Annotated in this window: 23 protein-coding genes, 1 tRNA gene and 1 riboswitch; of the genes, 10 read left to right on the top strand and 14 right to left on the bottom strand. The window is 71.7% G+C overall.

Annotated features, from left to right (window positions below):
• The first annotated feature begins 81 nt into the window (after positions 1-81).
• Positions 82-1914: a S8 family peptidase gene (locus tag WBN91_RS19960; protein ID WP_337726991.1), complete on the top strand. Its 1833-nt coding sequence runs from the start codon at positions 82-84 to the stop codon at positions 1912-1914.
• A gap of 301 nt (positions 1915-2215) precedes the next feature.
• On the opposite strand, the gene WBN91_RS19955 is transcribed toward WBN91_RS19960, so the two are convergent.
• The 3 genes from WBN91_RS19955 to WBN91_RS19945 all read right to left on the bottom strand — a co-directional run bounded on the left by WBN91_RS19955 (position 2216) and on the right by WBN91_RS19945 (position 6528).
• Complete coding sequence (locus WBN91_RS19955) at positions 2216-4489, bottom strand: PQQ-dependent sugar dehydrogenase (protein ID WP_337726993.1); 2274 nt, start codon at positions 4487-4489, stop codon at positions 2216-2218.
• A 116-nt stretch (positions 4490-4605) separates the two neighbouring features.
• Positions 4606-5664: a glycosyltransferase gene (locus WBN91_RS19950; protein ID WP_337729393.1), complete on the bottom strand. Its 1059-nt coding sequence runs from the start codon at positions 5662-5664 to the stop codon at positions 4606-4608.
• Between the two features lie 150 nt (positions 5665-5814).
• Entirely contained in the window at positions 5815-6528 is a 714-nt protein-coding gene (locus WBN91_RS19945) for a FadR/GntR family transcriptional regulator (RefSeq protein WP_337726995.1), read from the bottom strand.
• Between the two features lie 113 nt (positions 6529-6641).
• Here WBN91_RS19945 and WBN91_RS19940 point away from each other — a divergent pair, with 113 nt between their 5' ends.
• A complete protein-coding gene (locus WBN91_RS19940; RefSeq protein ID WP_337726996.1) occupies positions 6642-7139 on the top strand; it encodes a gluconokinase in 498 nt (165 codons plus the stop codon).
• Positions 7136-8563, top strand: coding sequence for a GntP family permease (locus WBN91_RS19935; RefSeq protein WP_337726997.1), 1428 nt, complete (start codon positions 7136-7138; stop codon positions 8561-8563). Before WBN91_RS19940 ends, WBN91_RS19935 begins: the two co-directional genes overlap by 4 nt.
• Here WBN91_RS19935 and WBN91_RS19930 read toward each other — a convergent pair.
• The 5 genes from WBN91_RS19930 to WBN91_RS19910 form a co-directional block, all read right to left on the bottom strand.
• A complete protein-coding gene (locus WBN91_RS19930; RefSeq protein WP_337726998.1) occupies positions 8560-9471 on the bottom strand; it encodes a S1C family serine protease in 912 nt (303 codons plus the stop codon). The two genes, WBN91_RS19935 and WBN91_RS19930, sit on opposite strands and share 4 nt — an antisense overlap.
• Positions 9472-9627: 156 nt before the next feature.
• Entirely contained in the window at positions 9628-10770 is a 1143-nt protein-coding gene (locus WBN91_RS19925) for a glycosyltransferase (protein ID WP_337726999.1), read from the bottom strand.
• 40 nt (positions 10771-10810) lie between these two features.
• On the bottom strand, positions 10811-13099 hold the full coding sequence (locus WBN91_RS19920) for a hypothetical protein (RefSeq protein WP_337727000.1): 2289 nt from the start codon (positions 13097-13099) through the stop codon (positions 10811-10813).
• A gap of 2 nt (positions 13100-13101) precedes the next feature.
• A tRNA-Arg gene (locus WBN91_RS19915) sits at positions 13102-13175 on the bottom strand.
• Between the two features lie 21 nt (positions 13176-13196).
• On the bottom strand, positions 13197-13667 hold the full coding sequence (locus tag WBN91_RS19910; RefSeq protein WP_337727001.1) for a MarR family winged helix-turn-helix transcriptional regulator: 471 nt from the start codon (positions 13665-13667) through the stop codon (positions 13197-13199).
• Positions 13668-13743: 76 nt separating this feature from the next.
• Here WBN91_RS19910 and WBN91_RS19905 point away from each other — a divergent pair, with 76 nt between their 5' ends.
• Positions 13744-15741 carry an MMPL family transporter gene (locus tag WBN91_RS19905; protein WP_337727002.1) on the top strand — a complete coding sequence of 666 codons (1998 nt, stop codon included), beginning with the start codon at positions 13744-13746 and terminating at the stop codon, positions 15739-15741.
• A 274-nt stretch (positions 15742-16015) separates the two neighbouring features.
• The gene (locus WBN91_RS19900) at positions 16016-16666 is read left to right on the top strand and encodes a transglycosylase family protein (protein ID WP_337727003.1); all 651 of its coding nucleotides are present in this window, start codon (positions 16016-16018) and stop codon (positions 16664-16666) included.
• Positions 16667-16673: 7 nt separating this feature from the next.
• Here WBN91_RS19900 and WBN91_RS19895 read toward each other — a convergent pair whose 3' ends face one another.
• Entirely contained in the window at positions 16674-17489 is an 816-nt protein-coding gene (locus tag WBN91_RS19895; RefSeq protein WP_337727004.1) for a helix-turn-helix domain-containing protein, read from the bottom strand.
• 67 nt (positions 17490-17556) lie between these two features.
• Here WBN91_RS19895 and WBN91_RS19890 point away from each other — a divergent pair, with 67 nt between their 5' ends.
• Positions 17557-17979: a DUF2000 domain-containing protein gene (locus tag WBN91_RS19890; RefSeq protein ID WP_337727005.1), complete on the top strand. Its 423-nt coding sequence runs from the start codon at positions 17557-17559 to the stop codon at positions 17977-17979.
• 1 nt (position 17980) lies between these two features.
• Here the strand turns inward: WBN91_RS19890 and WBN91_RS19885 are convergent, their stop codons facing one another.
• Genes WBN91_RS19885 through WBN91_RS19875 form a run of 3 tightly spaced genes read right to left on the bottom strand, consistent with a single transcriptional unit; the run spans position 17981 to position 20388 of the window.
• Positions 17981-18562: a DUF3558 family protein gene (locus WBN91_RS19885; RefSeq protein WP_337727006.1), complete on the bottom strand. Its 582-nt coding sequence runs from the start codon at positions 18560-18562 to the stop codon at positions 17981-17983.
• A 51-nt stretch (positions 18563-18613) separates the two neighbouring features.
• On the bottom strand, positions 18614-19789 hold the full coding sequence (locus tag WBN91_RS19880) for an FAD-dependent oxidoreductase (RefSeq protein WP_337727007.1): 1176 nt from the start codon (positions 19787-19789) through the stop codon (positions 18614-18616).
• A complete protein-coding gene (locus WBN91_RS19875; RefSeq protein WP_337727008.1) occupies positions 19786-20388 on the bottom strand; it encodes a PadR family transcriptional regulator in 603 nt (200 codons plus the stop codon). The genes WBN91_RS19880 and WBN91_RS19875 overlap by 4 nt, the downstream gene beginning before the upstream one ends.
• A 175-nt stretch (positions 20389-20563) precedes the next feature.
• Between WBN91_RS19875 and WBN91_RS19870 the strand changes: the two genes are divergently transcribed.
• The 3 genes from WBN91_RS19870 to WBN91_RS19860 all read left to right on the top strand — a co-directional run bounded on the left by WBN91_RS19870 (position 20564) and on the right by WBN91_RS19860 (position 23398).
• The gene (locus tag WBN91_RS19870; RefSeq protein ID WP_337727009.1) at positions 20564-21187 is read left to right on the top strand and encodes an O-methyltransferase; all 624 of its coding nucleotides are present in this window, start codon (positions 20564-20566) and stop codon (positions 21185-21187) included.
• Positions 21188-21340: 153 nt separating this feature from the next.
• Complete coding sequence (locus tag WBN91_RS19865; RefSeq protein WP_443217756.1) at positions 21341-22915, top strand: acyl-CoA carboxylase subunit beta; 1575 nt, start codon at positions 21341-21343, stop codon at positions 22913-22915.
• A 12-nt stretch (positions 22916-22927) separates the two neighbouring features.
• The gene (locus WBN91_RS19860) at positions 22928-23398 is read left to right on the top strand and encodes a tetratricopeptide repeat protein (RefSeq protein ID WP_337727010.1); all 471 of its coding nucleotides are present in this window, start codon (positions 22928-22930) and stop codon (positions 23396-23398) included.
• A 149-nt stretch (positions 23399-23547) separates the two neighbouring features.
• Here WBN91_RS19860 and WBN91_RS19855 read toward each other — a convergent pair whose 3' ends face one another.
• A complete protein-coding gene (locus WBN91_RS19855; protein WP_337727011.1) occupies positions 23548-24207 on the bottom strand; it encodes a hypothetical protein in 660 nt (219 codons plus the stop codon).
• Positions 24208-24219: 12 nt separating this feature from the next.
• On the bottom strand, positions 24220-25035 hold the full coding sequence (locus WBN91_RS19850) for a hypothetical protein (RefSeq protein WP_337727012.1): 816 nt from the start codon (positions 25033-25035) through the stop codon (positions 24220-24222).
• 122 nt (positions 25036-25157) lie between these two features.
• Positions 25158-25244: riboswitch (ZMP/ZTP riboswitch) on the top strand.
• A 17-nt stretch (positions 25245-25261) separates the two neighbouring features.
• On the opposite strand from WBN91_RS19850, the gene glyA reads away from it, so the two are divergent.
• Positions 25262-26530, top strand: a complete 1269-nt coding sequence (gene glyA, locus WBN91_RS19845; RefSeq protein ID WP_337727013.1) for a serine hydroxymethyltransferase — start codon at positions 25262-25264, stop codon at positions 26528-26530.
• The last annotated feature ends 143 nt before the right edge of the window (positions 26531-26673 follow it).

The raw sequence follows: 26673 nt of genomic DNA, 5'->3' as shown, positions 1-26673 counted from the left end.
AGGACACACCTCCACCGCCCGGGACACGAAGGGCCATCGAGGGCTGGCTCGTTCCGGGCGCCCTGCATGCGAGGAGCGCTGATGCGTCAACCCACCCTGCCCGGACGAACACTCGGCCTGGGACTGGCGGTCACCACCGCGGTCGCCGCCGCGTTCGTCCTGCCCGGCACGGCCACCGCCGCGCCGGAAGGCCCGATCGTCGCCGAGAGCGCGCCGAACGCGGTCGCGGACAGCTACATCGTCGTGCTCAAGGACAACGGGCTCGCGCAGTCCGACGTCGGCGGCAAGGTCGCCGAACTCACCGGCCGCTACGGCGGCAAGGTCGGCTTCACCTACCGCGCCGCCATGAAGGGCTTCTCGGTCACCCTGTCGGCCCGGCAGGCCAAGCGCCTGGCCGCCGACCCGGCCGTGTCCTACGTGGAGCAGGACCGCACCGTCCAGGTGCTGGCCGACCAGCTCAACCCGCCGTCGTGGGGCCTGGACCGCGTCGACCAGGCGGACCTGCCGCTGAACCAGAAGTACAGCTACGGCACCGAGGCGTCCAACGTCACCGCGTACGTCATCGACACCGGCATCAACTACAACCACGGCGACTTCGGCGGCCGGGCGAGCTTCGGCTTCGACGCGTTCAGCGACGGCCAGAACGGCAAGGACTGCCACGGCCACGGCACGCACGTCGCCGGCACCGTCGGCGGCACGACCTACGGCCTGGCCAAGAAGGTCAACCTCAAGGCCGTGCGCGTGCTCAACTGCCAGGGCGGCGGCTCGGTGTCCACCGAGGCGGCCGGCGTCGACTGGGTGACCGCGAACGCGGTGTTCCCGTCCGTGGCCAACATGAGCCTCTACACCGGCACCGCGAACGAGCCCAGCCGCGTGCTCGACGACGCCGTGCGCGCCTCGATCGCCAAGGGCGTGTCCTACGTCGTCGCGGCCGGCAACTTCAACGACGACTCCTGCAAGTACTCGCCGCAGCGCGTCACCGAGACCATCAACGTCGGCTCCACCACCAACACCGACGCCCGGTCCTCGTTCTCCAGCTACGGCACCTGCACGGACCTCTTCGCCCCCGGCTCCAACATCGTCTCCGCGTCCCACTCGAACAACTCGGGCTCGGCGACGATGAGCGGCACGTCGATGGCCTCCCCGCACGTGGCCGGCGTGGTCGCCCTGTACCTGGCGAACAACCCGACCAAGACCCCGGCTGAGGTCCACAGCGCGATCCTGGCGCAGACCACCCCGAACAAGGTCACCAACCCGGGCGCCAACACCCCGAACCGCCTGCTCCGCGTCAACGGCGGCACCCCGGGCGTCTCGGTGACCAACCCCGGCAACCAGACCACCGCCGTAGGCGGCACGGCGAACCTCCAACTCACGGCATCCGGCGGCACAGCCCCGTACACGTGGTCCGCAACCGGCCTCCCGACCGGCCTGAGCATCTCCTCCTCCACCGGCCAGATCACCGGCACCGCCACCACCGCCGGCACCTACACGGTCACCGCGACCGCCACGGCATCAGCAGGCGGCTCGGGCAGCACCACGTTCACCTGGACGGTAGGCGCAGCAGGCTGCGCCACCCTGACCAACGGCACCGACGTGTCCATCCCGGACGCCGGCTCGGCCGTCACCAGCACCATCACGGTGTCCGGCTGCGTCGGAAACGCCTCCACCACCTCGAAGGTCGAGGTGCACATCAAGCACACCTGGCGCGGTGACCTGGTCATCGACCTGGTGGCCCCGGACGGCACCGCCTACCGCCTGAAGAACTCCAGCGGCAGCGACAGCGCGGACAACGTCGACGCCACGTACACGACCAACCTGTCCTCGGAAACCCGCAACGGCACCTGGTCGCTGCGAGTCCAGGACGTAGCCCGCTACGACACCGGCACCATCGACACCTGGAGCCTAACCCTCTAACCCACCGCCCACCCGCCGCTCTTCGCGCCGAAGGCGCAAGGCAGGGCTCCCAGCCACAGGAAGGGCCTCGGTTTCTTCCCCCGTACGGCCTGGGCGCAGCCCAACCACGCTTCGACCCTCTTTGCAACCACGCTTCACCGGTTGCGAAGAGGGTCGAAGCGTGGTTGCCTCCGGCAGGCCGTACGGGGGAAGGAACCGACGCCCTTCCACCCCCGGGGGCCTGCCGCGCGGCGAGCGCCGCTTTTAATCTTTTGATCTTGAGAGCGCGCCAGCGCGTTCAGCTTGAGAGCGCGAAGCGCACTCACCGCTTGCGGTAAGTAGCGGTGTAAGTGGTGTTGAGAGAAGGAGCGGTGATGGTGTGCTCCTTGGCCCCACCATCAGACCAAGACACGAACGTATAAGTAGACCGGTTCACCACCTGAGTCTCCGGAGCACTCACCGAGTTGGCCGACCCCACGATGACCGTCACCGTGAACGGCGTCGACCGAGTCGATTCGTTGAACCCCAACCCAGACAGCCGCAACCCACCCGGGTTCGTCTTGAACGTCAACTGCACGGTCTGCGGTTCCAACCTCACCGTCGTCGAGTTGCTCAGCCCTTGTGAATCCGTCGCGGTCAGCCTCAACCTCAACGACGCCGGGTACTGGTGATCCGGCGCGGTGAACTGTCCACTCGCGACACCGTTGAACGTCTGCACCACGTGCTCGTGGCAGTCCGTAGTCGTGAAGCAGTGGTCCACCAACAGCGTCCAACTCAACCCAGACGCCGGCACGGACCCGTCCTGCGTATCACTCGCCCGGCCGGAGAACTGGATCACGTCCCCGACCTTCCAGCGCAAGCCGCCCGAAGGAGCGTCGACAACCGGATTCGGCGGAGTATTGCCCACTGTGACAGTGACCGACGCCGTCCCCGTAGCCCCCTGAGGATCGGTGACCCTCAACGAAGGCGTATACGTACCGGCCACCGTATACGTCCGAGACGCCGTCCCTCCGGTCGCATCGCCGTACGTACCATTACCGTCCAAGTCCCAGCTGTAGGCCAGTGCACCACCCTCAGGATCGGTAGACGCCGTCCCACTGAAGTTGACCGTCAGCGGCGCGTCACCACTAGTCGGACTGGCCGAGATCCGTGCAGTCGGAGCCTGGTTCGCCGCCGTGTAGACGATCCGGTGGATGGTTCCGTTGTCCATGTTGACGTAGAACAGGTCACCGCCAGGCCCGATCTCCAGGTCCACCGGGTGCCCGGCACCCGCGCCACTCGCGTCCGCGCACACCAGGCACTGCCGCACGGCCGGGTCGGGCAGGCCGTTCGTGCCGGGCATCATCGCCCAGATCTCGTTGCGGCTGTGGTCGCCGAAGAACAACGCACCGTTGTACGCCGACGGGTACGAGCCGCCGTTGTAGAACGCGAGGCCGGTGATGGACGAACCGCCCGTCCGGCAGCCGGTGTAGTTCACAACGCACGCGTTGTGGTTGTAGGCGTAGTACGGCGCGGTGACCGAACCGGCCGTGTTGTACAGGGTGGAGCACATCGTCAAGCCCGCACCCTCATAGCCTCCCTGCCGCGCAGCACCCTCGTAGCACGGCCAGCCGAAGTTCCTCGCCGCACCAGGGACGAACCGGTTGACCTCTTCCCAAACGCCCCAGCCGACATCGCCGATCCACAGCTCATCCGTACCCGGCCGTTGCGTCATGCGGAACGGGTTGCGCAGGCCGTAGCCGAGGATCCGGCGCGCGTTCGGGTCGGATGAGGACGCGAACGGGTTGTCCGGCAGGCCCTGCCCGGTCGTGGGGTCGATCCGCAGCACCGCGCCATCCAGCGTCACGGGCGTGCGGCGCACGCTCTGGCTGCGCAACGCGCCGCCTTGGGCACTCGGTGAAGTGAGGGTGGTGCCGACGCCGCCGGGCGGGTCGCCACACGGGTTGGCCTGGTTGCCCGCGTAGAAGTTGCCGTACTGGCCGTAGTCGACGTTGTTGAAGCTCGCCCCGTCGCCGCCGGTGACGTACAGCGCGCCGTCGCGGCCGAACAGCAGCGTGCCGACGGAGTGGCTCGGGTACTGCTGGCACCAGTCGTTGATCAGTACCTGCTCGCTCACGGCGGTGTTGCCGCTGGCGGTCAGCCGGGACAGCCGGCCGGATACCAGGCAGCCGTCCGTGGTCGGCCCCGGTGGCGTCGGGCAGGCGTCACCCCAGGTCGGGGCGGTGCCGCCGATGCGGGCGTCGTAGGCGTACAGGGCGTAGACGTACGGGGTGGCGGGGAAGCTCGGGTGCAGCTCCAGGCCCAGCATGCCCCGGTCCCAGAAGTCGTGGACGCTCGCGGACAGGTCGGCGAACGTGGTCGGCGTGGGGTCGCTGAGGTTGTCGAAGACCTTCACGACACCGTTCTTCTGCGCCACGAACACCCGGCCGTCGTTGGCGAACCGGACCGCGGTGGGGTTGGTCAGGCCGCTGAACACCACTTGATCGCTGAAGTTGGGTGGCAGGACCGCCGCGTGGACCGCCGGCACGGCGACCAGTGCCGCCGCCGGCAGGGTGAGGGTGAGGAGCGCTGTCGTCAACCTGGGGCGCAGTCTCATTGCGGCCCCCTTCCCGGTCCGCTTTGGTCTGTCCATCGGCCTGCGTGGGGGAAGTCGTTACGCGTCAACGAGAAGTGGTCGACCGGCTACCCGGCGGAACCGTGGGGCGCTCGGTGTCACCGGGCCGTTCGAGTGAACACCTGCACGCTGTCCGGCACCGGGGGCAGGGTGGCCATCTCGTCGGCCAGGCGGCGGGCGGCGGTGGTGTAGGACGGGGTGGCCAGGACCTTGTCCAGGGCGGGGCCGATGTCGGCCACCGAGTCCACCGCGAGGCCTGCGCCTGAGCGGGCCACGGCCTCGGCGTTGAGGAACTGGTCCATCGAGAACAGCGGTGCCGCAACGATGGGCACCCCCGCTGCCAGGGCCGTCATGGTGGTGCCGAAACCGCCGTGGACCACCGCGGCGGCGGCGTGGGGCATGACGTCCTGCTGGGGCACGAAACGCTCGACCCGCACATGATCCACAGTGGACAGTGAGGTGTCACCGGCCTGCCCTACCGTGACCAGTGCCCGCACCGACCGGGTGGTCAGCGCGTCCACCAGGGTCCGGTACGCGCCGGCGAACGTCGGCAGCACGGCGGCGACCGTGCCGAAGCTCGCGTAGACCAAGGGGCCGTCTCCCGGGATGTCCGGCGGCGGGGCAGTGGCGGACGGCATCGGGTAGCTGAACCGGTGCACCGGCCGGTCGGTGGGCGCGGATTCCAGGGACGGCGGCACCACCGACACCAGCGGCGAGGTCAGCAGACCGTCGTCGGTGCAGCCCAGGCGCGACAGGGCGTCGTCCAGCATCCCGGCCGCCTGGACGCTCACCTCCGCCAACCCGATCGCCACCTCCACGAGCGGCACACCCCACCGGCTCGCGACCGCGTACGAGGAGAACTCGGCCATCTCCCGCACGAGGAGCTCCGGCCGGAACTCCTCGACGGCAGCCTCCATGCCAGGCAGCGCGGCACGGGCGTCGAGGCCGGCGAACACGTCCCGGATGACGACCCGGTTCGCCTCCTCGCGCGACAGGCCGGGCAGCTTCGCGAAGATGGGGGCGCGCTCGCCGGGGGCGGGCTCGCCGAACGGCACGTGCACCAGTCCCGCGCGGGCCACCTGCTCGGCGAACGAGGCGGGTGCGGCGACCCGGACCTCGTGCCCGGCGGCGGCGCAGGCGTGGGCGAACGGCGTCATCGGTCCGAAGTGACCGATGTTCGCCGTGGTGGCGAACATAATGCGCATACCGCAGGGTCGCGCGGCTCACCTGCGCCGTTACGCCCGCGAAGCCCTCCAGCCCCGCACCGAACAGCGCCTCAGCCTCAGGGTGTCCGGCCAGGCCGTCGGTCAGGCGCCGCGCAGGGCGTCGGAGGCCTCGGTGATGATGTCGCGCATGGCCTGTTCGGCAGCGGCCGGGTCGCCGGACTGCACGGCCTGCGCCACGTCGGCGTGCAGGCGGATCGCGGCGGGGTTCGGGCGGGCCGGCATGAGGCCGTGGTGGGTGCGGCCGATGAGGACCTCGGACACCACGTCGGTCAGCGCGGCCAGCATCTCGTTGCCCGACGCGGCCAGCAGCGTCCGGTGGAACAGGAGGTCCGCCTCCAGGTAGGCCTCCAGGTTGCCCGCCTTGCCGTGCACGGCCATGTCCATCACCGCCCGGGTCAGGTCGCCGCACTGCTCGGGCGTCGCGCGGGCCGCCGCCAAGGCCGCCGCGACCGGCTCGACCCCGCCGCGCAGCTCGCCCAGCGACTCCAGCTGGGCCTCGCGGTCCGAGCCGTCCAGCCGCCACCGGATGATCCGGGGGTCGAACACGTTCCACGCCGCCCGCTCGGCCACCGTCACCCCGACCCGCCGGCGCGTGGTGAGCACCCCCATCGACTCCAGCACCCGCACCACCTCACGGATCACCGGCCGGGACACGCCGTTGCGCTCGGCCAACTCGTCGATGCGCAGCACGTCCCCGGACGCGATGGCGCCGGAGGTGATCAGCCGTCCCAGGTCGTCCAGGACGGTCTGGTGCAGGCCCGGCTTGGTGGTCGCCACGACGCGGAATCCTCTCACGATTGCGCTCGTCAGGCTCACCTGAACGATAAAGAACAGATCATTGCGGGTTCCCGCGTTGTAAAAACCTGATTAATGGTCCAGGCTGTGCGGCACCGAGGAAGGGAGGCCGCGTGTCACAGCCGATCGTGGTCATGGGTGTGTCGGGCTCGGGCAAGACGACCCTGGGCGCCGCGCTCGCCCGCCGCCTGGGCGTGCCGTTCGCCGACGCGGACGACTTCCACCCGCCCGCGAACATCGCCAAGATGGCCGCCGGCACGCCCCTGGACGACGCCGACCGGGCACCGTGGCTGGTCGCGATCGCCGCGTGGCTCGCCGACCACGCCGACGGGGGCGTGGTCACCTGCTCGGCGCTCAAACGGGTGTTCCGCGACCGGCTGCGCGCCGCCGCCCCTGCGGTGTTCGTGCACCTCGCGGGCGACCCGGACGTCGTGCGCGCCCGCGTCGCGTCCCGGCCGGGCCACTTCATGCCGGTGAGCCTGGTCGCCTCCCAGTTCGCCGCCCTCGAACCGCTCGACGCCGACGAGCCCGGCGTCGTGCTCGACCTCGACCAGCCGGTCGAGGCGCTGGTCACCTCCTGCCTCGCCGTCGCGGAAGGACTGCCCACATGACCCCCGCCGTGGAGACCCTGGCCGTCCACACCCTGGCCGTCCACGCCATCGCCGACCACGCCCAGCTCGCCCAGGCCCAGGTGGCGCAGACCCTGGCCGCCGGGCGCCTGCTGCCCGCCGCCCTGGTCGGGATCGCGCTGCTCGTCGTGCTGATCACCCGGTTCAAGCTCAACCCGTTCCTCGGGCTGACGATCTCCTCGCTGGTCGTCGCGCTCATCGCCGGGCTGCCGCTGGACCAGGCCGTGGCGAGCTTCGGCAAGGGTTTCGGCGACACCGCCGCGGGCGTCGGCACGCTGATCGCCCTCGGCGCCATGATCGGCAAGCTGCTGGCCGACACCGGCGGCGCGGACGCGATCGTGGACAAGATCATCAGCCGGTCGTCGCGCCGCGCCCTGCCGTGGGCGATGGCCGCGGTGGGCGCGCTGATCGGCCTGCCGATGTTCTTCGAGATCGGCCTGGTGCTGATCATGCCGGTGGTCCTGCTGATCTCGCGCCGGTCCGGGATGTCGTTGATGCGCCTGGGCATCCCCGCCCTGGCCGGCCTGTCGGTGATGCACGGCCTGGTGCCCCCGCACCCCGGTCCGCTGGTCGCGGTGAACGCCCTCAAGGCCGACCTGGGCATCACGCTGGGCCTGGGCGTCCTGATCGCCCTGCCGACGGTCGCCATCGCCGGCCCGCTGTTCGCCCGCTACGCCGCCCGCTGGGTCGACGTGCCCGCGCCGGAACTGTTCGAGGCCGACGAACGCGACGACCGGCCCAAGCCGACCTTCGGCGTCACGCTGGCCACCGTCCTGCTGCCGGTCGTGCTGATGATGGGCAAGGCGCTGGCCGACATCGTGGCGGAGAAGGGCAACCCGGTCCGGTCGGTGCTGGACTTCCTCGGCACGCCGGTCATCGCGCTGCTGATCGCGGTCGTGGTCTCGATGCTGACGCTGGGCCGGGGCGCGCGGATGTCGGTGCGCGAGGTCGGCAAGTCGGTCGAGTCGGGCCTGCCGCCGATCGCGGGCATCCTGCTCATCGTGGCCGCCGGCGGCGGGTTCAAGCAGACGTTGATCGACACCGGCATCGGCAAGCTCATCGCCGACTGGGTGGCCGGCAGCGGCCTGTCGGTCCTGCTGCTGGCGTGGCTGGTGGCCGTGCTGATCCGCCTGGCCACCGGCTCGGCGACGGTCGCGACCGTGACCGCGTCCGGCATCCTCGCGCCGCTGGTGACCACGCTGGACCCGGGGGAGACCTCGCTGCTGGTGCTGGCGATCGGCGCGGGCTCGCTGTTCTTCTCGCACGTCAACGACGCCGGGTTCTGGCTGGTCAAGGGCTACTTCGGGCTCACGGTGGGGCAGAACGTGAAGACGTGGTCGCTGATGGAGACGGTGATCTCGGTGACCGGCCTGGTCCTGGTGCTGCTGACCGACCTGGTGATCTAAGCGGTGAGCTCGGTGGGCGTGGCGATCACGTCCACCATCGCGCCGTTGCGCAGGACGGTGACCTGCAACGGCAGGCCGATCGCCTCCGCGAACAGCTGCTTCTGGATGCCCTGCGCGTCCTTGACCCGAGTGCGGGCCACGCTCAGGACCAGGTCGCCGTCGTGCAGTCCCGCCCGGTCGGCCGGGCCGCCGCGGACCACCTGCACCAGGCGCACACCCGCCTTCTGGCCCGTGCGCTCGGCCACCGGGTCGGGCAGGGGCGCGGGCACGCCCACGACCCCCAGGTACGCCCGCCGCACCCGGCCCTCGACCATCAGCGTGGACAGGATGCGTTGGGTCGTGCTGTTCATGGGGATCGCCAGGCCGAGGCCGATCCCGGCCAGCGCGGTGTTGATGCCGACGACCTCGCCGTGGGAGTTCGCCAGCGCGCCGCCGGAGTTGCCCGGGTTCAGGGCGGCGTCGGTCTGGATGACGTCCTCGATCACCCGCCCGACCCGCCCGGTGCTCACCGGCACCGCCCGGCCCAGCGCGCTGACCACGCCCGCCGTCACCGAACCCGCCAGGCCCAACGGGTTGCCCACGGCGATGACCAACTGGCCCACCCGCAAGGCGTCCGCGTCCCCGAACACCGCGGCCGAAGGGGTGTCCGGGGCCTTCAACACGGCCAGATCCGACAACGGATCCGTGCCGACCACGTCGAAACGCGCCTCACTGCCATCCGCGAACACCACCACGCCGTCCCGCCCGGAACCCACGACGTGCGCGTTGGTCAGCAGGAACCCGTCATCGGTGAACACCACGGCCGATCCGGCGCCCCGCCCCATCCGCACACTGGCGACATGCGGCGTCACATCCCGCGCGACCGCCACGACGATCCGCGAGTAGGCGTCCAACGGGCTTTCGTCCACGGCGAGACCTCCCGGGATTACTTGATTACATCGTGCGCCCGGGAGGCGTGCGCTGTCAGGTCCGTTCGCCGTCAGCGCAGCAGCCTGCCGGGCACTACGACGTCGACTCACTTCACGCGGCGAAGATCGTGCACCCCAAGAGCCGCGTGGTCGGGCTCAGCGGACGTGGTCGGCCAGGGTTGCGGCGACCTCGGCCGGTGACGGCATCGCGGCGACCTCGGTGGCGATCGCCTTCGTCGCGTCCGCGACGGCCGTGTCGGACAGCAGCTTGCGGGCGTGGGAAGTCACGGCCTCGGCTGTCACCTCGTCGCCGAGCAGTTGCGCGCCCAGGCCGTGTGCCACGACCGCTTCCGCGTTGCTGAACTGGTCCGCGCCCTGCGGCAGCACCAGTTGCGGCACGCCCGCGCCGAACGCACCCAGCGTCGTGCCGCTGCCGCCGTGGTGCACGACGAGGTCGATGTGCGGCAACAGGTCCGCCTGCGGCACCCACGGCAGCACGGTGACGTGGTCGGGCACCTCGCCCAGCGCGTCCACCTCGACCGTCGGCCCGGCCGCGACCAGCACTCGCGCGCCCTCCACCGCCGCCAGCCCCGCGATCGCGTTGCGCAGCACTTCGGCGTGGCCGAACGCGGTGCCCAGCGTGAGGTAGAGCAGCGGCTGCTCGTGCGCGGTCACCCACGCGGGCAGCTCGCCGGGCTCGGCGAAGGGCACCGGGCGCAGCGGGATCGTGTGGTTCGCGGCCAGGAACGCCTGGTCCTGCACGGACGGCGGGCAGATGTCGAGGTACGGGTTGCCCAGCAGCATCGGGTCCCGGTCGGGGATCTCGACCCCGATCTCGGCGGTGAACTCGCGCAGCGAGTCGAGCACGAACAGGGCCGCGTCGGCGGTCCACATCCGGCCGAACCCGTGGCACAGCGCGGGGACGCCCTTGGCCTTGGCCGCCAGTCCGGCGCCGGGGTTGCCCAGCTCGTGCACGACGAGGTCGGGCCGCCACCGCTCGACGACGGGCGCGACGTCGGCGTGGAACCGCCGGGGCAGGGTGGAACCGAACACCTCGGCGAGTAGCTGCGGCTCCGCCTGCGCCTGCTGCGGCGTGCCGTGCTTCTCCAGCACCGCGGCGAACGCCTGGCGCATGTCGATGCCGGCTTCGAGGTACTCGATGCCCAGCCGCCCGATGGCGTCGGCGAAGCCGGTGGTGGCGAAGGCGACGTCGTGGCCGTGCTCGCGCGCGGCGATCGCCAGGGGGAGCAACGGGTAGGTGTGTCCGTGCGAGCCGAGGCTCGAAAAGAGGATTCTCACCGGTTCGATCATAACCAGATTTTCGCCGGCCGGTGAATTCCTACTTCGCCTGGCGTCGCCCGACGACCCAGCCGAGCAAAGGCTCGTCCAGCGACCCGCCGGGCACCACGTGTGCCAGCCCGGCCAGCGCCCCGGCCAACGTCGGCGGCGCGTCCTTCCGGTGTGCGGCGACAAAGTCTTCGGCGCCGCCGCCCAAGGTCAGGAAGAACAGCATCTGCCGCCACGCGAACGCGACGTTCTTGGCCGTCCGCGGGTTGTCCTGGATCCGGCCGGCCAGTCGCGCCGCCGTGCCGAACGCCCGTTCCGCCAGCGCCGCCCAGTCCGCCTCGACGCCCGCCCGCACCAGCGTGGCCAGGTTGTGCGTGGTCAGGATCTGGGCCTGCTCGATGACCATCCCGCTGGCCGCGACGCTCCGACCCGGATCGGCCACCCGCCGGCACCAGGCGGCGAACGTGTCGCGGTCGGCGGCTGCGGAGTAGTCCAGGCCGTAGTACCGCGCGTAGAGGCTGCCGGCGAGCAGGTCGCCCGCGATCCGGGCCGCCGCGGCGAACTTCGGTGTGAACGACCCCATGAAGATGTCCGCGGCGAGGTCCTCCACCCACGGCAGGTCCGGGGCCAGCGCGGCGAACTCGCGCACGAGCTGGTTCGGCAGGACGGTGCCCGGGAACCCGTCCAGCGCCAACTCGCCCAGCCGCCGCACGGTGCCGTGCGCCGGCACGTCGGCGCGGTACCGGGCGAGGGCCCGCACCCACGGCAGTTCGTCGACCGTCACCTGGTGCTCGAAGTTCAACAGCAGCAACGACCGCCGCCGCCGGAACGCCACGTGGACGGCCGCCACCAGCGCCCGCAGCGGACCCTCGGGGTAGGCGCGGGCGATCGTCTCGGCCGCGATCGGCGGCACCAGCCGGGCCAGCACCTCGGCGGAGGGCACGACCCCGGCGTCGACCAGGTCCTCCACCGTCCCGGCGAGCGCCCGCCGCACGATCCGCGCCAGGGCGCGGGGGATCGGCGTGCCCAGGGGGATGCCGGGCACGTCCTCGTGCACGGGCACGAGCAGCGCCTCGACGTCCGGCACGCCCTCGTCGGCCGGCAGCGCCGCCGCGCGCCGCACCAGCAGCCGGGCCAGGTCGTGGAACGTGGGCAACGCGGCCTGGGCGGACTGCCCGGCGCGCAGCGCGGTGTGCTCCGGCGAACCCGGGCGCCCACGACGGGCCACCATCGCCGCGACGGTGTGCTCCAGCAGCCGCCGGTCCCGCGGCCCGATCGCCTCGCGCCGCACCAACGCGGCCGTGCAGCGGAGCAGGATCGCGAGGTTGTGCCGGGGGTTGCGGTGCTTGGTGGTGAGCGTGTGGGCGGCGGACAGCTCCGCGTACCGAGCCACCAGCGCCTCCGCCCGCGCCCGCCACGCCGCGTCGATCCGCGCGCCGACCGGGCCGCCCTCGGTGGAGTCCGGCCGCGCCGCCTGCCGGGCCGCCTCGGTCCGCGCGCTGACCTGGCCGCTCTCGGGTGAGTCCGGCCACGCTGCCCGCGACGCCGCGTCGGTCTGCGTGTCGGCCTGGCCGCTCTCGGGTGAGTCCGGCCGCGCCGCCCGCGAGGCCGCGTCGGTCTGCGTGTCGGCCCGGCCGCGCTCGGCGGAGTCCGGCCACGCCGCGTCGGTCCCAGCGCCGGCCCGGCCGTCCTCGGCGGAGTCCAGCCACAGGGCTAGCAGGTCGTCGGCGAACGGGTTCCACACCGTCAGCGCCTCGTTCATGGCCGCGACCCGCGGGTTGGGCGTTCGCCCCGCCAGCGCCGCGCTCGCCTCGCCCGCCGTCTCCCGCCACAGCAGCCCGCTCGGCGGCGTGGCGGCCGGTGTCGGCACGAATCGCAGTCGTCGGGCGAACGGCGCGATCTCGTGCAGCAGCGCCTCGGCGGCGTCGAAGTCCTCCTCGCGCACCAGCCACGCCAGCACCAGCAGCGCGGCCTCCTCGGGCACCTCCACGCGGTACTCGCCGCTGTCCAGCAACGCGCACAACCCGGCCCGTCCCGCCGGCGAGAGGGCGTGCACGAAGTCCACGAGCCGGTCGGTCTCGTGCGGTAGCAGCGGCCCGCCGGCGGCGGCCCGGCCGGTCGCGAAGCCGCCGCGGACCACCTCCGGGGTGACCCACGCGGGCAGGTCCGCCACCGGGGTGCGCGAGCCGATCCGCAGGGTGCCGTCGTCCATGCCGCCCAGCACGTCGAACCACCGCCGCACCCGCTCCTCGGCGCGTTCGCGGGTCGCGGCGTCGGAGTGGGTGGTCGCGGTGGTGAAGGCGTCCGCCAGGCGTCCCGAGGGGTATCCGTGCTGTTCCATTGCCGGCGTGGCGGGTTCCGCCCCCGCGCCCTCCGGGTCCGAAGCCCGGTGCTCTGACTTGCTGAGCTACACGCCGTTGGTGCCGCGCAACGGTAGCTCAGCGATCACCCGGTGAGCCGGCGATTTCGCCGCGCACGGTCGCCGTGGCCTCGATGCTGGCGAGCAGGAAACGGGCGATGGTCGCCTTCTCCTCGTCGCTGAACGCCTCCCACGCCGCCGTGTACGCGCTGTTGAGCGGGGCGAAGAAGCGGCGGCCCAGGTCCAGGGCCTTGTCGTTGACGCGTAGCTCGACCTTGCGGCGGTCGGTGGTGCTGCGGGCGCGTTCCACGTGGCCGGAGGACTCCAGGCGGTCCAGGACGGAGGTGGTCGCGGAGGCGCTCAGGTGCATGGCGCCGGCCAGGCGGCCGGGGGACAGGGGTGTGCCGCGGCGGTCCGCGTCCATGATCAGGACCAGCGCGTTCATGTCGGTGCGGTGCAGGCCGTGCCACTCGCCGAACAAGCCGACGAAGTGGTCCGACTCCACGACCAGCTGTCGCAGGAGCCGCACCAGGGTCGAGTTGTCGGCCATCCGCCCTCCGGTTAGCATTTCGACCATCGAACTATTCGACGATCGAATCATCTTGTCTGCCGGAGGTCATTCTCCCGTGCGCGCCCGCTGGGTCGTCCCCGCCCTGATCGCCGTCGCCTGGCTGGCCCTGGGCGGCTTCTCCGGCCCGTTCACCGGCAAGCTGAGCCAGGTCGCCGTCAACGACAGCACCGCCTTCCTGCCTGCCTCCGCCGAGGCCACCGAGGTGGCCGAGCGGGTCAAGGCGTTCGGCGACCAGGGCAGCCTGCCCGCCATCGTCGTCGCCGAACGGCAGTCCGGCATGACGGACGCCGACCGCGCCTACCTGGAGGGCGTCGACTACCCCGGCAAGGCGTCCCCGGTCATCCCGTCCCGCCAGGACGACCAGGCCGCCCAGGTCGTCGTGGCCATCGACGCCGTCGAACCCGCCGACGCGGTGGAGCAGCTGCGGACCGCGCTGGACAGCCCGCCGGACGGGTTGACCGTCCTGGTCACCGGGCCGGCCGCGCAGATCGCGGACCTCAAGGAGGCGTTCGGCGGCATCGACGGGCTGCTCCTGCTCGTGGCCGGGGCCGTGGTCGCGGTGATCCTGGTGCTGGTCTACCGGAGTCCGCTGCTGCCGCTGGTGGTGCTGCTGTCCGGCGTGATGGCGCTGGGTGTCGCGAGCCTGGCCGTGTACCTGTTGGCGGACAACGGGGTCCTCGACCTCAACGGGCAGAGCCAAGGCATCCTGTTCATCCTCGTGTTCGGTGCGGCCACGGACTACGCGCTGCTGCTGGTCTCCCGGTACCGCGAGCAGTTGCGCGACACCGAGGACCGGTACGCCGCCATGCGCACGGCGTGGCGGGCGACCATCGAACCCATCGCGGCCTCCGCGGGCACCGTCGTGCTCGGCGTGCTGTGCCTGCTGTTCAGCGACCTCAACTCCAACAAGGGCCTGGGTCCGGTGGCCGCGATCGGCATCGGCGCGGCGCTGCTGGCCTCTGTCACCTTCCTGCCCGCGGTCCTGGTGCTGCTCGGCCGGGCCGCGTTCTGGCCGCGCCGACCCACCCACGGCTCGCCGCACCCGGAGTCGGGTGGGCTGTGGGCGCGGGTCGCGGCGCTGGTGTCCGCCCGGCCCCGGCTGACCTGGGTGGTCACGACCCTGGTGCTGCTGGTCGGGGTGGCGTTCGTGCCGCAGCTCAAGGCGTCCGGGACGGCGCAGTCGGACGTGTTCCTCACCGACGTGGAGTCCGTGGCGGGGCAGGAGGTGCTGTCCCGGCACTTCCCGGGCGGCAGCGGGTCGCCCGCGATCGTCCTGGCCCGCTCGGGAAGTGCCGCTCAGGTCGCCGCCGCGGCGAAGGTGGACGGGGTGTCCACTGTGGAGCAACGCGGCGAGGCGGAAGGGTTGGTCCGGCTGGACGTCGTGTTGACCGACCCCGCCGACTCCGAGGCCGCGCTGGCGACCGTGCAGCGGGTGCGCGAGGCCGTGCGGCAGGTGCCCGGCGCGGAGGCGAAGGTGGGTGGCCCGACGGCGACCCAGCTCGACACGCGGGACACCTCCGAGCGGGACCGGTTGGTCATCATCCCGATCGTGTTGCTGGTGATTTTCCTTGTGCTGGCGGCGTTGTTGCGGTCGTTGTTGGCGCCGCTGCTGCTCATCGCCACGGTCGTGCTGTCCTTCGGCGCCACGATGGGTGTCGCGGCCTTGGTGTTCAACAACGTGTTCGACTTCCCCGGCGCGGACCCGGTGGTCCCGTTGTTCGGGTTCGTCTTCCTGGTGGCACTGGGGATCGACTACAACATCTTCCTGATGACCCGGGTGCGCGAGGAGACGCGGTCGCTCGGGGCGCGGGAGGGCGTGCTGCGCGGGCTGACCATCACCGGTGGGGTGATCACCTCGGCGGGTGTCGTGCTGGCGGCGACGTTCGCGGCGCTGGCCGTGCTGCCGATCCTGTTCCTGGCCCAGATCGCGTTCATCGTGGCCTTCGGCGTGTTGCTGGACACGATCATCGTGCGCTCCCTGCTGGTGCCGGCGCTCGCGGTGGACGTCGGCCGGCGCATCTGGTGGCCGTCACGCATTTCCCGACCGGATTAACGCGTTACCGCTGGAGATCACCGTTTCGAGTGGACTTGACGCCTGCCGAGCCTGGTCGGGGTCGCGTTCGCCGTGCCGTTCCCGCCGCCCGTTCCTAAGGTCCGCTCGTGCCCGGTTCCACGCCGGGCACGGGTACGACCGGGCGGCCGGGCGCCACGCTCCGTCCACCGCGCCACCCGGAGACGAGTCTCCTCACGGAAGGTCAAGCCGTGGGACGGAGGAGCGGCCGTCCGGTGTGGACGGTCCGGTGCGGCGCAGCGGTGCGGCGACGTTCATGTTTGCTCACGGAGGCACCCCCCAGAGCGGCACCACCACCATCCTCGGCCGGGCAGCGCTGCTGACCGCTGCCACGGCCTGCCTGATCGGCCTCGGCGGCGGTGTCGCGGCGGCGCAGGACGGCTTGGACTGGGACGCCGTGGCACGCTGCGAGTCCGGCGGGAACTGGTCGATCAACACCGGCAACGGTTACTACGGCGGCCTTCAATTCACCCCGGGCACGTGGGCGGCCAACGGCGGCACCGGAATGCCGCACAACGCCACACGTGAAGAACAGATCAGGGTGGCGGAGAACGTCCTCCGCACCCAGGGAGCCGGCGCGTGGCCCACGTGCGCGGGCCGCCGAAGCAGCCCCGTGCGCTCGACCCCGCCGAGCAGCCGCGTCCGCACCACGGTTCCCGCGGTGCGCGTCGCACCCGTCGCACCAGCCCGTCCACCGTCCACCGACAACCCGGCCGGCGACTACACGATCCAGGAGGGCGACACCCTCGCGTCGATCGCGCAGGCGGCCGGTATCGACGGGGGTTGGGAGGCCCTGGTCGCCATGAACCCCGGCCACCTGACCAACCCCGACCTGATCCTCCCCGGTCACCGCATCGTGACGAAGTCCGCCTCCGGGGAGAAGGCCCGCAACCTCCGCATCCGCTGACGACCCCTCACGCCGGCCGCCCGGGAGAACGTCCCGGGCGGCTCGGCCGGGTGTAGCGGCCGGGGCTGGTGCCCACCAGGCGCTTGAAGTGGCGGGTCAGGTGCGATTGGTCGTAGAACCCCGCCCTGGTGGCCACTTCCGCCGGCGGCAGGCCGGACAGCAGCAGGCGTCGGGCCAGGTCCACGCGGCGGCCGGTCAGGTACTGGTGCGGCGGGATGCCGTACTCGCGGCTGAAGCACCGGACCAGGTGCGTCGGGTGCGCGCCGAGCAGGGTGGCGGCGGTGTCGAGCGACAGTCCGGAGTGGACGTTCGCGTCCAGCAGGTCGCGCAGGTCCTTGGCCAGTCCCGGGTCGCGGACCGGGGTCTGCGGTGCGGTGCGGCGCAGGTGGTGGGTCAGGCGCTCGACCACGAGGGCGAGGCGGCTGTCGGCGGCCAGGTGCTCGCCCGGCTGGGCCAGGGTGTGGTGCAGCTGGTGGATGCGGTGGCGCAGCAGCGGATCGGGCAGGGCCGGCTGGTCCACCGCGCGACCGGTGAGGTCGGGGTCCAGCAGACCGGTGTCCAGGTACAGGACGCGCTTGCGGAAGCCGTGCGGGGTGGCCGAGCGGCCGTCGTGGGGGACGTGCGGGGGCAGCAGGGTCACGTGGGAGCGGATGGCGCCGTGCTCGTGGTGGTCCAGCTCGAACTGGACGGTGCCCTCGTCGATCAGCAGCAGGGTCCACGTGTCGTGCGTGTGCATGGGGTAGGTGTGGTCCGGGAAGTGCGCGTGGAACACCTCGGACACGCCTGTCACCGCAGGTCGCCACGCCCGGATCGTCCCCGACACGCCTCTCAAGGTACCCGTGTCAGGAACGTACAAGACGCGGTGGCGGGCTCGGGCCGACGCTGGGTGAGTGGAAGAACCTGTTCGATTCGACACCAAGATCGCCGTGCTGCTCCGGGACGACCTGGAGGCCTGGCAGGGGTTGAACGTGTGCGCGTTCCTGAGCGGGGCGCTGGCCGCCGGGTCGCTGGAGTTGCTGGGCGAGCCGTACGCCGACGCCGACGGCACCCCCTACCTCCCGATGTTCCGGCAGCCGGTGGTGGTGCTCGCCGGCTCGAAGGAAGTCCTGACCGCCGCGCACGCGCGTGCGGTGGGACGGGAGCTGCCGATCGCCGTGTTCACCTCCGACCTGTTCGCCACCGGCAACGACCGGGACAACCGGGCGGCGGTCCGGGCCGTGCCGCGTGACCGGCTGGACCTGGTCGGGCTGGCGGTGCACGCGGGCCGCAACGTGGTCGACAAGGTCCTCAAGGGTGCGCGCATGCACCCGTGAGTCAGGCCGTCATCCGGGCCAGCAGCAGTTCGGCCAGGGCCTGGGCGCCGGCGCAGGTGTCGACGCCCGGGTTCCCCTGCCGCAGCGAGACCTGGAGGACGGGGCGGTCGTCGGTGTCGTCCGCGGGCCGGTGCAGGGCCACCCGCAGCACGCACTTGCCCTCCTCGGACAGGCGGCGGGCCGGGCGGCCCGCGACCTCGCCCCGTTCCGGCCCGCCCCACCACGCCATGACGCCCCGGTCGAGGATGAGTTGTTCCCACTGGCGACCGCGGTCGTCCTTGCCGTCGCCGACCTGCCACGTGCACCGGTCCGGGCCCGAGCTGGTCGTCGTGCGGGCGTGGGGCACGCGGGCGGTGGTGACGATCTCCTGCTCGGTCAGCAGCGCGCAGGGGTCGCCCTCGGGGAACCGGAGCGGTGGATCGACCGCCAGTTCAGCGGGATCGATCTTCCCGTGCGGTTCCGGCACCTCGGTCCACCCGGACGCGGCGGTCTTGGGTGGCGGAGTGGGTGACGGGGTCGGGGCGGAGGTGCAAGCCGCCAGGAGGCCGACGGCCGCCAGCGCGGCGAGGACGTGCCGGATCACGCGTGGATGGTAGGCGGCGGGCGGTGGCCGCGCGGGCGTTTCGCGCGGTTGCTACGCGGTGGTGAGCGGCGCGTCCCACTCGATGCGGTGGTCGAACTGCCAGGCGAACTTCGACGGCTTGACGAACTTCATCGCCACCGGCATGAGCAGGTCGCGCAGCACGCGGGCGACCGGTCCGGCGGCCTTGTCCTGGTTGGTGCGCGCGGCCATCTTGATGATGCGTTCCACGCGGTCGCGGCGCAGCCGCTCGTACGCGGCGAACGCCTCGGGGTGCGGCAGGTCGCGCAGGCACCGGGCCAGCTCGACCGCGCTCTCCACGGCCAGCGACGCGCCCTGGCCCGAGCTCGGGGACGTGGGGTGCGCCGCGTCGCCGATCAGCACCATCCGACCCCGGCTCCACGTCGGCACGGACGGGATGTCCTCCAGCGGCCCGGTGATCACCAGGTCCTCCGGCGACGTCCGCGCGAACATCGGCAGCGCCGGCACCCGGTCGTCGGCGAACACCTCCCGGAACCGCCGCAACCACTCCGCCGCGCCCACCGCCCGCGCCTCGGCGACGCTCATCGGCGTCTTGCTGGGCAGGTTGACGAACCACCCGCCGGACGAGTCGTCCATGACCTGGTAGCCGAAGAACGCCCGCTTGCCGAACGCGAGGTACATGCGCCCGTCGGTGGACGGCAGCCCGGTGTCCGCCACCTGCGCCCCGAACCCGAGCAGACCCGCGTACCGGGGCTTCGGTGCGCCCGGGTCGATCAGCCCGCGCACGGTGGACCGGATGCCGTCCGCGCCCACCAGCAGGTCCCCGCGCACCGACGACCCGTCCGCGAACCGCGCCACCACCCCGTCGTCGGACGAGGTCGCGTCCACCAGCCGCTTGCCCAGCTCGAAGACCACCCCGCGCGCCTCCGCCGCCTCGCGCAGCACCCGGTACAGCTGGTCGCGCCACACCATGAGCTGCGGCGGGTCGGTGGCGAACGCGCCCAGCGTCTTGCCCGTCCAGCTCTGCATGGCCATCGACGTGATCGGGGTGCCGATGGCCCGCACGGCCTCGTCCACGCCCACCACGCTCAACGCCTGCAACCCGTTGGGCGCGAAGCCCAAGCCGCCGCCGACACCTTCCGCGGTGCGGGGGTAGGCCTCGTAGACGGTCGCGTCGAACCCTGCCTGCCGCAGTGCCAACGCGGCCACCGGGCCGCCGATGCCACCGCCGATCACCAGCACGTTCATGTCCCCTCCAGGTTCTGGTGGAAACCGGCCCACATGGGTCCCCAGCCGGTCTCCGGGTCCTCGATCCGGTCGATGAAGCCCTCGACGAACGCCACCTCGGCGTCCAGCAGGGCGATCCGGTACTCCTCTTCGACCAGGAAGAGCGGGTGCACGTCGGCGGCCTCGTCCAGCAGCCCCCGGATCTCCGCGCGCTGCTCGGCGAGCCGGGTCAACCGGTCGCGCAGCAGCGTCACCACCTCGTCCGGCGGCAGCGCCCCGATCAGCGACAACGCGGCCACGAAGTGCGGGTACTCGTGGCGCGGCTCGGCGACCAGGTCCCGCAGCCAGTCGCGCAGCTCGGTCCGGCCTTCGGGCGTGAGCGCGTAGACGGTCCGCTCGGGCCGCTGGCTGTCGCGCACGGTCTCCCGCGGGGCGATGAACCCGGCCTTCTCGAGCTGCCCGACGACCATGTAGAGCGAGCCGTGGGTGAACTTGATGCTGCGGTCGTCGTGGTGCTCGCGCAGCATGCGGCTCAGCTCGTAGGGGTGTGCGGGCTGCCTGACCAGGTAGCTCAGCACGGCCAGGGCCAGCAGGTTGCCGACCTTGCGCTTGCTCGCCATCCGTCCTCCTGTAGTCAGGACCAACTATCCAGCTTTGACTAGTCAGTGTCAACTATTCATCGCCGGTCGAGGTTCGGCGACCGCGTTTGGCCTGATCAGCGCAAAATCGCCGGTGCCCTTGCCCCCGTTCGGGCGGGTCGCCCAAGCTGCGGTCCCCGACGAAAGCGAGGCGCCCGTGCAGCAGACCAGCGCACTCGAACAGCTCCTGTGGGACGTCTACGGCCACGTCCGCGACGGCGGCGCGCCCATCACCGAGGGGTTCGCGAGCCTGGCCGAGGTCGAGTACCTCGCCGACCTCGCGCGCACCGGCGGCGCCCGGACCATCGCCGAGATCGGGTTCAACATCGGGTTCTCCAGCATCGCGTTCCTGGAGAGCGCGCCCGACACCCGCGTGGTGTCCTTCGAGCTGGACCAGCGGCGCTCGGTCGCGCTGGCCAAGGAGTTCGTGGACGTCCGCTACCCCGGGCGGCACGAGCTGGTCGTCGGCGACTCCACGACCACCGTGCCCGCGTACGGCGGGGCGCGGCCGGATCTGGTGTTCGTCGACGGCGGGCACACGTTCGAGATCGCCTACGCCGACATCGTCAACGCCCGCCGCCTGGCCCGGCCGGGCGCGGTGGTGGTCGTGGACGACGTGATCCCCTGGTACCCGTGGGGCGTCGGCCCGCACCGGGCGTGGACGGCGGCGGTGGAGGAGGGGCTGGTGGAGCCCGTCGAGTACCACGTGGACGGACGCCGGGTCGACGAGGTCGCCGAACCGGGCGACCGGGCCTGGGCGACGGGCCGGTTCACGACCTGATCCGGGTGTGGCGACCGGCCTGGTCCGGGTGTGGGCGACCGGTCGGTTCAGGGGCGGTCCGGGTGCCCCGGCCGCCGGAGTGGGGGTCGGTAGGGGTTACCCGCCGCCGTGGCCGCGATGCAGGGTGGGAAGTCGCGGAGCGAAAGGCGTCCAATGAGCATCTCCGAGATGGACTTCCGGCCCGCCGTCCGGCCGACCCCGCCGGCGCGGTCCATGCGGTCGCTGCGGGACCGCCGGGACGAGGCCACCAGCCGCGTCGCCCTGGGCAGCCGGGACGCCGTGGCGCGGCAGCACGGGCTGGGCAAGCGGACCGCGCGGGAGCGGCTGGACCTGCTGCTGGACGAGGGGTCGTTCGTCGAGGTCGAGATGTTCCGGCGGGGCACGACCGGCGCGCACACCGACGGCGTCGTCGCCGGCTCCGGGACCGTCGACGGGCGACGGATCTTCGTCTACGCACAGGACTTCACCATCGCCGGCGGGTCGCTGGGCGCGGCGCACGCGGAGAAGATCCACAAGGTGATGGACCTGGCCCTGTCCACCGGGTCGCCGATCGTGTCCATCAACGACAGCGGCGGGGCGCGCATCCAAGAGGGTGTCATGGCGCTGCACGGCTACGGCGGCATCTTCCGCCGGCAGGTCGAGGCGTCCGGGATCGTCCCGCAGATCGCCGTGGTGCTGGGGCCGTGCGCGGGTGGTGCGGCCTACTCGCCGGCGTTGGCGGACTTCACGTTCATGGTGCGCGACACCGCGCAGATGTACCTGACGGGGCCGGACGTCGTCCGAGCGGTGAGCGGGGAGAGGGTCACGCACAACCAGCTCGGCGGCGCGGACGTGCACGGGTCGCTGTCCGGGGTGGCGTCGTTCGTGCACGACGACGAGGAGAGCTGCCTCGCGGACGTGCGCTACCTGCTGTCCTTGTTGCCCGCCAACAACATGGAGCCGCCGCCGGCGTGCCCGCACCCGGCGGGGGACGACCTGCGGCCGGCGTTGCCGGAGCTGGTGCCGGTGGAGCCCAACCGGCCCTACGACATCCGGGGCGTCATCGCGGAAGTGGTGGACGACGGGGACTTCCTGGAGGTCCACGAGGACTGGGCGGGCAACGTGGTGTGCGCGTTGGCGCGGCTGGGCGGCGAGGTCGTCGGCGTGGTGGGCAACCAGCCGTTGGTGCTGGCTGGGGTGCTGGACACGGCGGCGTCGCAGAAGGCGGCCCGCTTCGTGCGGTTCTGCGATGCGTTCGGCATCCCGCTGGTGACGCTGGTGGACGTGCCCGGGTTCCTGCCGGGCACCGACCAGGAGTACGGCGGGGCGATCCGGCACGGCGCGAAGTTGCTGTACGCGTACTGCGAGGCGTCCGTGCCGCGCGTGCAGGTGATCCTGCGGAAGGCCTACGGCGGCGCGTATATCGTGATGGACTCGCGGTCCATCGGCTGCGACCTGTCGCTGGCCTGGCCCACCAACGAGATCGCGGTCATGGGCGCGGAGGCGGCGGTGAACGTCGTCCACCGCAAGGAGCTGGCCGCCGCCGCCGACCCGGACGAGCTGCGGGCAGCGCTCATCGCGGCCTACTCGGAGGAGCTGGTCCACCCGTACTACGCGGCCGAGCGCGGCTTGGTGGACGACGTGATCGACCCGGCCCAGACCCGCGCCGCCGTGCTGCGCGGCCTGGCCATGCTGCGCGACAAGCGCCGCCGCCCGCCCGCCAGGAAGCACGGGAACGTCCCCCTGTGATGTGATGCTCGCATGGATTGGGAGCAGCGGGTCGCACAGGTGTGGGCGAGGCTGGACGAACTGTCCGAAGAGGACTTCCGCGCGGAGGTCGAGGCGATGGCCGCCGACCTGCCCCCGGCGGTGGGCGTCTTCGAACGCGCGGCGGCCTACGACTCGACCGGCCACCCCGACCGCGCCGTGCCGCTGTACCGGGAGGCCCTGGACCTGGGCCTGACCGGCGAACGACGGCGACGCGCGGTGATCCAGATGGCCAGTTCCCTGCGCAACCTGGGCCAACCGGAGATCGCCGTCGAACTGCTGACCGCCGAGCAGGCTGCCGGCTCCGACCACTTGGATGACGCGGTGCGGGCGTTCCTGGCGCTGGCGTTGACCGACGTGGGGCGGGAGCGGGAGGCGGTGTCCTTGGCACTGGGCGCACTCGCCCCGCACCTACCGCGGTACCAGCGTTCCCTGGCCAACTACGCGCGCCTGCTCACCGAGTAGGCCAGCACGGCGCACGCGAAGATCGGCCGACACCCGAGCTACGACCGCGAGTAGGCCCACGCGTCCACGGTCGACTCGGACCGGCGAACCCTCGTGCGGGTGGACGAGCCGGAGATGGTCCGACTCGTCCACGTCCACGATCACAACGGCTAGAACGGCTGGTTCGCGAAGCCCTTGCGGGCGGCGGCGGAGAGGAAGGACTGCCAGACCGACGTGGTCGTGTGCGGGTCGCCGGTGATGCCCAGGCGGGACTTGGCGGTGTTGAAGGCGTTCTGGGTGTTGGTGCCCCAGATGCCGTCCACCACCAGGCCCGAGCTCATGAAGTTGTTGCACAGGGACTGCACGAACCTCGTGTCCGACTCCGAGCTCTTCACGCACCGCACCGGCAGGCCGCCGAAGTCGGAGTGGATGTGGTCGGCGTGGTCGGCGTTGTACCAGCCGTCCAGCACGTAGCGGAAGCGCCTGCGGCACACCGCGTCCACCGCCAGGTAGCGCCGGCGGACCGCCAGGGTGCCCGACGCGTGGTCGCGGTCGAGCGGGGCGGAGACCTGGCCGCCCGACCAGCGGACGTAGTCCAGGTCCATCGCCGTGCCCGCGCCGTGCTGGCCCGGCTTGTTGACGTAGAACCCGGCCGACACCAGGTACGTGATGCTGCCGTAGGCCGACGACAGCGACCGCAGGTCGCGGATCCACAGCACGAGGCTGTCGTAGAACCCCTGCGTGGCCTGCCAGTTGCGCAAGGTCGTGTCGCCGCGCGAGGACCGCCAGTAGTAGACCGGGGTGCCGTCGATCCGGCTGAACGTGATCACCAGTGGGCTCCCTCAGATCGCGGTGGTCAGGAGACGGCCGCCGGACAGCCACGCGGAGCGCGCGCCGGTCACGCCGAGGGCCTTGGCGTCGGCGGGCACGGGCGCCGGTCCCGAGGTCCCGCCGACGACGCCGGTCAGCGGCGTCGACCCGGCGATCTCGTTGCCGAACCACCGCACGACACCGGACGCGGACACCAGGCCGCGCACGGCGACCCCGTCGACCCGCGGCAACTCGTGCCACGCCACGCCGTCCGACGAGGCGTGCACGCGCGTGCCGGTGGAGTCCACGGCCGCGCACACGAACCCGTCCGGGGTCGTGGCGAGCGCGGACGCGAGCAGCCCGTCGCCCAGGCCGCGCACCGGCACGGTGGACCAGCCCGAAGCCGTGCGCCGAACGGCCACCCGCACCTCGGGCGCCCGCTCGTGCCGCACCACGGCCCCCAGCGCGAGGGCGCCGGTGATCGCGGTGAACTCGGACCGCGTGCCGTGCAGGCGACGAGCTTCCCGCCAGGTCACGCCGTCGGTGGAGGTCCACAGCGCGGCTACCGGGTCACCGGCCAGCGACCCGGCCGCGATCAGTTGGGAGCCGTCGTCGGAGAGGTCGACCAGGTCGGCGCTCTCCAGTCCGGTGGTGATGCGCACCGAACCGTTGTCGCTGATCAAGGACCAGCGGCCGTCGATGCGTGCCAGGGTCACGGGGGTTCCGCCGAGTGACGCCACACCGATGACGGTGAAGGTCGGTGGTGCGGCGGCGTTGGCGGTCCCGACGGACGTGGCGGCGACCGCGGTCACGGCGGCGCCGAGCACGAAAGTGCGTCGATCGAGCACGTCAGCTCCTTTCGGAGGCAGGGGGATTCTGACGTGGTACCTAAGCTGTTGGTACTTTTCCGACGCAGTATGTAATCACGCACGCACGCCCGGCAATACCCCTAACAGGCGGCGCTAGGATGAACAGCGTTCGCGACTGGCGTGCCGAGGGTGGGATCGACCACCGGGGAGCGAAGAGCCGACGAGCACCGCGCGCCTGGGTGCCCGGCACTCGCTGGAGGCTGCCGTGCACGACCCCGCCATCCCCGCACTCACCCAGGCCGACCCCGAGGTCGCCGGCCTGGTGCAGGCCGAGGCCCGTCGCCAGTTCGAGAAGATCCGCCTGATCGCTTCCGAGAACTACGTCTCCCGGGCGGTCCTGGAGGCCACCGGCACGGTCCTGACCAACAAGTACTCCGAGGGCTACGCCGGCCGCCGGTACTACGAGGGCCAGCAGGTCGTCGACCCGGTCGAGACCCTGGCCGTGGAACGCGCCAAGTCCGTGTTCGGCGTAGAGCACGCCAACGTGCAGCCCTACTCCGGTTCACCCGCGAACTTGGCCGTGTACATGGCCTTCCTGGAGCCCGGCGACACCGTCATGGGCCTCGCACTGCCCTCCGGCGGCCACCTGACCCACGGCTGGGGCGTGTCGGCGACCGGCAAGTGGTTCCGCAGCGTCCAGTACGGGGTCCGCAAGGAAACCGGCCGGGTGGACCTGGACGAGGCCCGCGACCTGGCCCGCAAGGAACGCCCGAAGGTCATCTTCTGCGGCGGCACGGCCATCCCCAGGACCATCGACTTCCCGGCCTTCGCCGAGATCGCCCGTGAGATCGACGCGGTCCTGGTGGCCGACATCGCCCACATCGCCGGCTTGGTCGCCGGCGGCGCCCACCCGTCCCCGGTGGGCTACGCCCAGGTCATCACCACGACCACCCACAAGACCCTGCGCGGCCCGCGCGGCGCGATGATCCTGTCGGACGCGTCTCACGCCAAGGCTGTCGACAAGGCGGTGTTCCCGGGCTTGCAAGGTGGGCCGCACAACCACACCACGGCTGCCATCGCGGTGGCCTTGGGGGAGGCCGCGACGCCGGAGTTCAAGACGTATGCGCATGATGTCGTGGCCAATGCGAAGGCGCTCGCGTCGGCTTTGACCCAGCGCGGCTTTGACCTGGTTTCGGGTGGTACTGACAACCACTTGATCCTGGTCGACTTGACGAACAAGGCCATCGCGGGGAAGCCTGCGGCCAAGGCGTTGGACCGGGCGGGTATCGAAGCCAACTACAACACCGTGCCGTTTGATCCGCGTAAGCCGTTTGATCCGTCGGGTGTTCGGTTGGGGACTGCGGCTATTACGACTCGGGGGTTGACGCCGGATCACATGCCTCAGGTGGCGGCTTGGATTGATGCGGCGGTGCAGGCGGTGGGGGATGAGGAGACGTTGGACCGCATTGCGGCTGAGGTGGCGGAATTGATGGCGGCTTACCCGATGCCGGGCTGGGCAGCGCCGACCAACTGATATTCCGCAAGTCGGCCAACTTTCCAGCGCGCACGCCGAGGCCCTTCGGCGCGCGCAGCGCGGTTGTTCGCGCGCGGAGCGCGCGGTAGGTGTTACCTACAAGTGGAGGGCCTCGGTTCCCCCACCGTATGGCCTGCCCGAAG

Origin of the sequence: Saccharothrix sp. CCNWYY140, assembly GCF_037401995.1 — a bacterium.
Lineage (GTDB): Bacteria > Actinomycetota > Actinomycetes > Mycobacteriales > Pseudonocardiaceae > Actinosynnema.
The sequence above is the reverse complement of the archived record's forward strand: the minus strand, read 5'-3'. Positions and strand labels throughout refer to the sequence as shown.

Excerpts from the sequence above, each read along its gene's own strand:
- WBN91_RS19955 (WP_337726993.1), bottom strand. The coding sequence starts at position 4,489 with ATGAGACTGCGCCCCAGGTTGACGACAGCGCTCCTCACCCTCACCCTG.
- WBN91_RS19935 (WP_337726997.1), top strand. The coding sequence starts at position 7,136 with ATGACCCCCGCCGTGGAGACCCTGGCCGTCCACACCCTGGCCGTCCAC.
- WBN91_RS19960 (WP_337726991.1), top strand. The coding sequence starts at position 82 with ATGCGTCAACCCACCCTGCCCGGACGAACACTCGGCCTGGGACTGGCG.
- WBN91_RS19900 (WP_337727003.1), top strand. The coding sequence starts at position 16,016 with ATGTTTGCTCACGGAGGCACCCCCCAGAGCGGCACCACCACCATCCTC.
- WBN91_RS19875 (WP_337727008.1), bottom strand. The coding sequence starts at position 20,388 with ATGGCGAGCAAGCGCAAGGTCGGCAACCTGCTGGCCCTGGCCGTGCTG.
- WBN91_RS19880 (WP_337727007.1), bottom strand. The coding sequence starts at position 19,789 with ATGAACGTGCTGGTGATCGGCGGTGGCATCGGCGGCCCGGTGGCCGCG.
- WBN91_RS19920 (WP_337727000.1), bottom strand. The coding sequence starts at position 13,099 with ATGGAACAGCACGGATACCCCTCGGGACGCCTGGCGGACGCCTTCACC.
- WBN91_RS19865 (WP_443217756.1), top strand. The coding sequence starts at position 21,341 with ATGAGCATCTCCGAGATGGACTTCCGGCCCGCCGTCCGGCCGACCCCG.
- WBN91_RS19950 (WP_337729393.1), bottom strand. The coding sequence starts at position 5,664 with ATGACGCCGTTCGCCCACGCCTGCGCCGCCGCCGGGCACGAGGTCCGG.
- WBN91_RS19910 (WP_337727001.1), bottom strand. The coding sequence starts at position 13,667 with ATGGCCGACAACTCGACCCTGGTGCGGCTCCTGCGACAGCTGGTCGTG.
- WBN91_RS19860 (WP_337727010.1), top strand. The coding sequence starts at position 22,928 with ATGGATTGGGAGCAGCGGGTCGCACAGGTGTGGGCGAGGCTGGACGAA.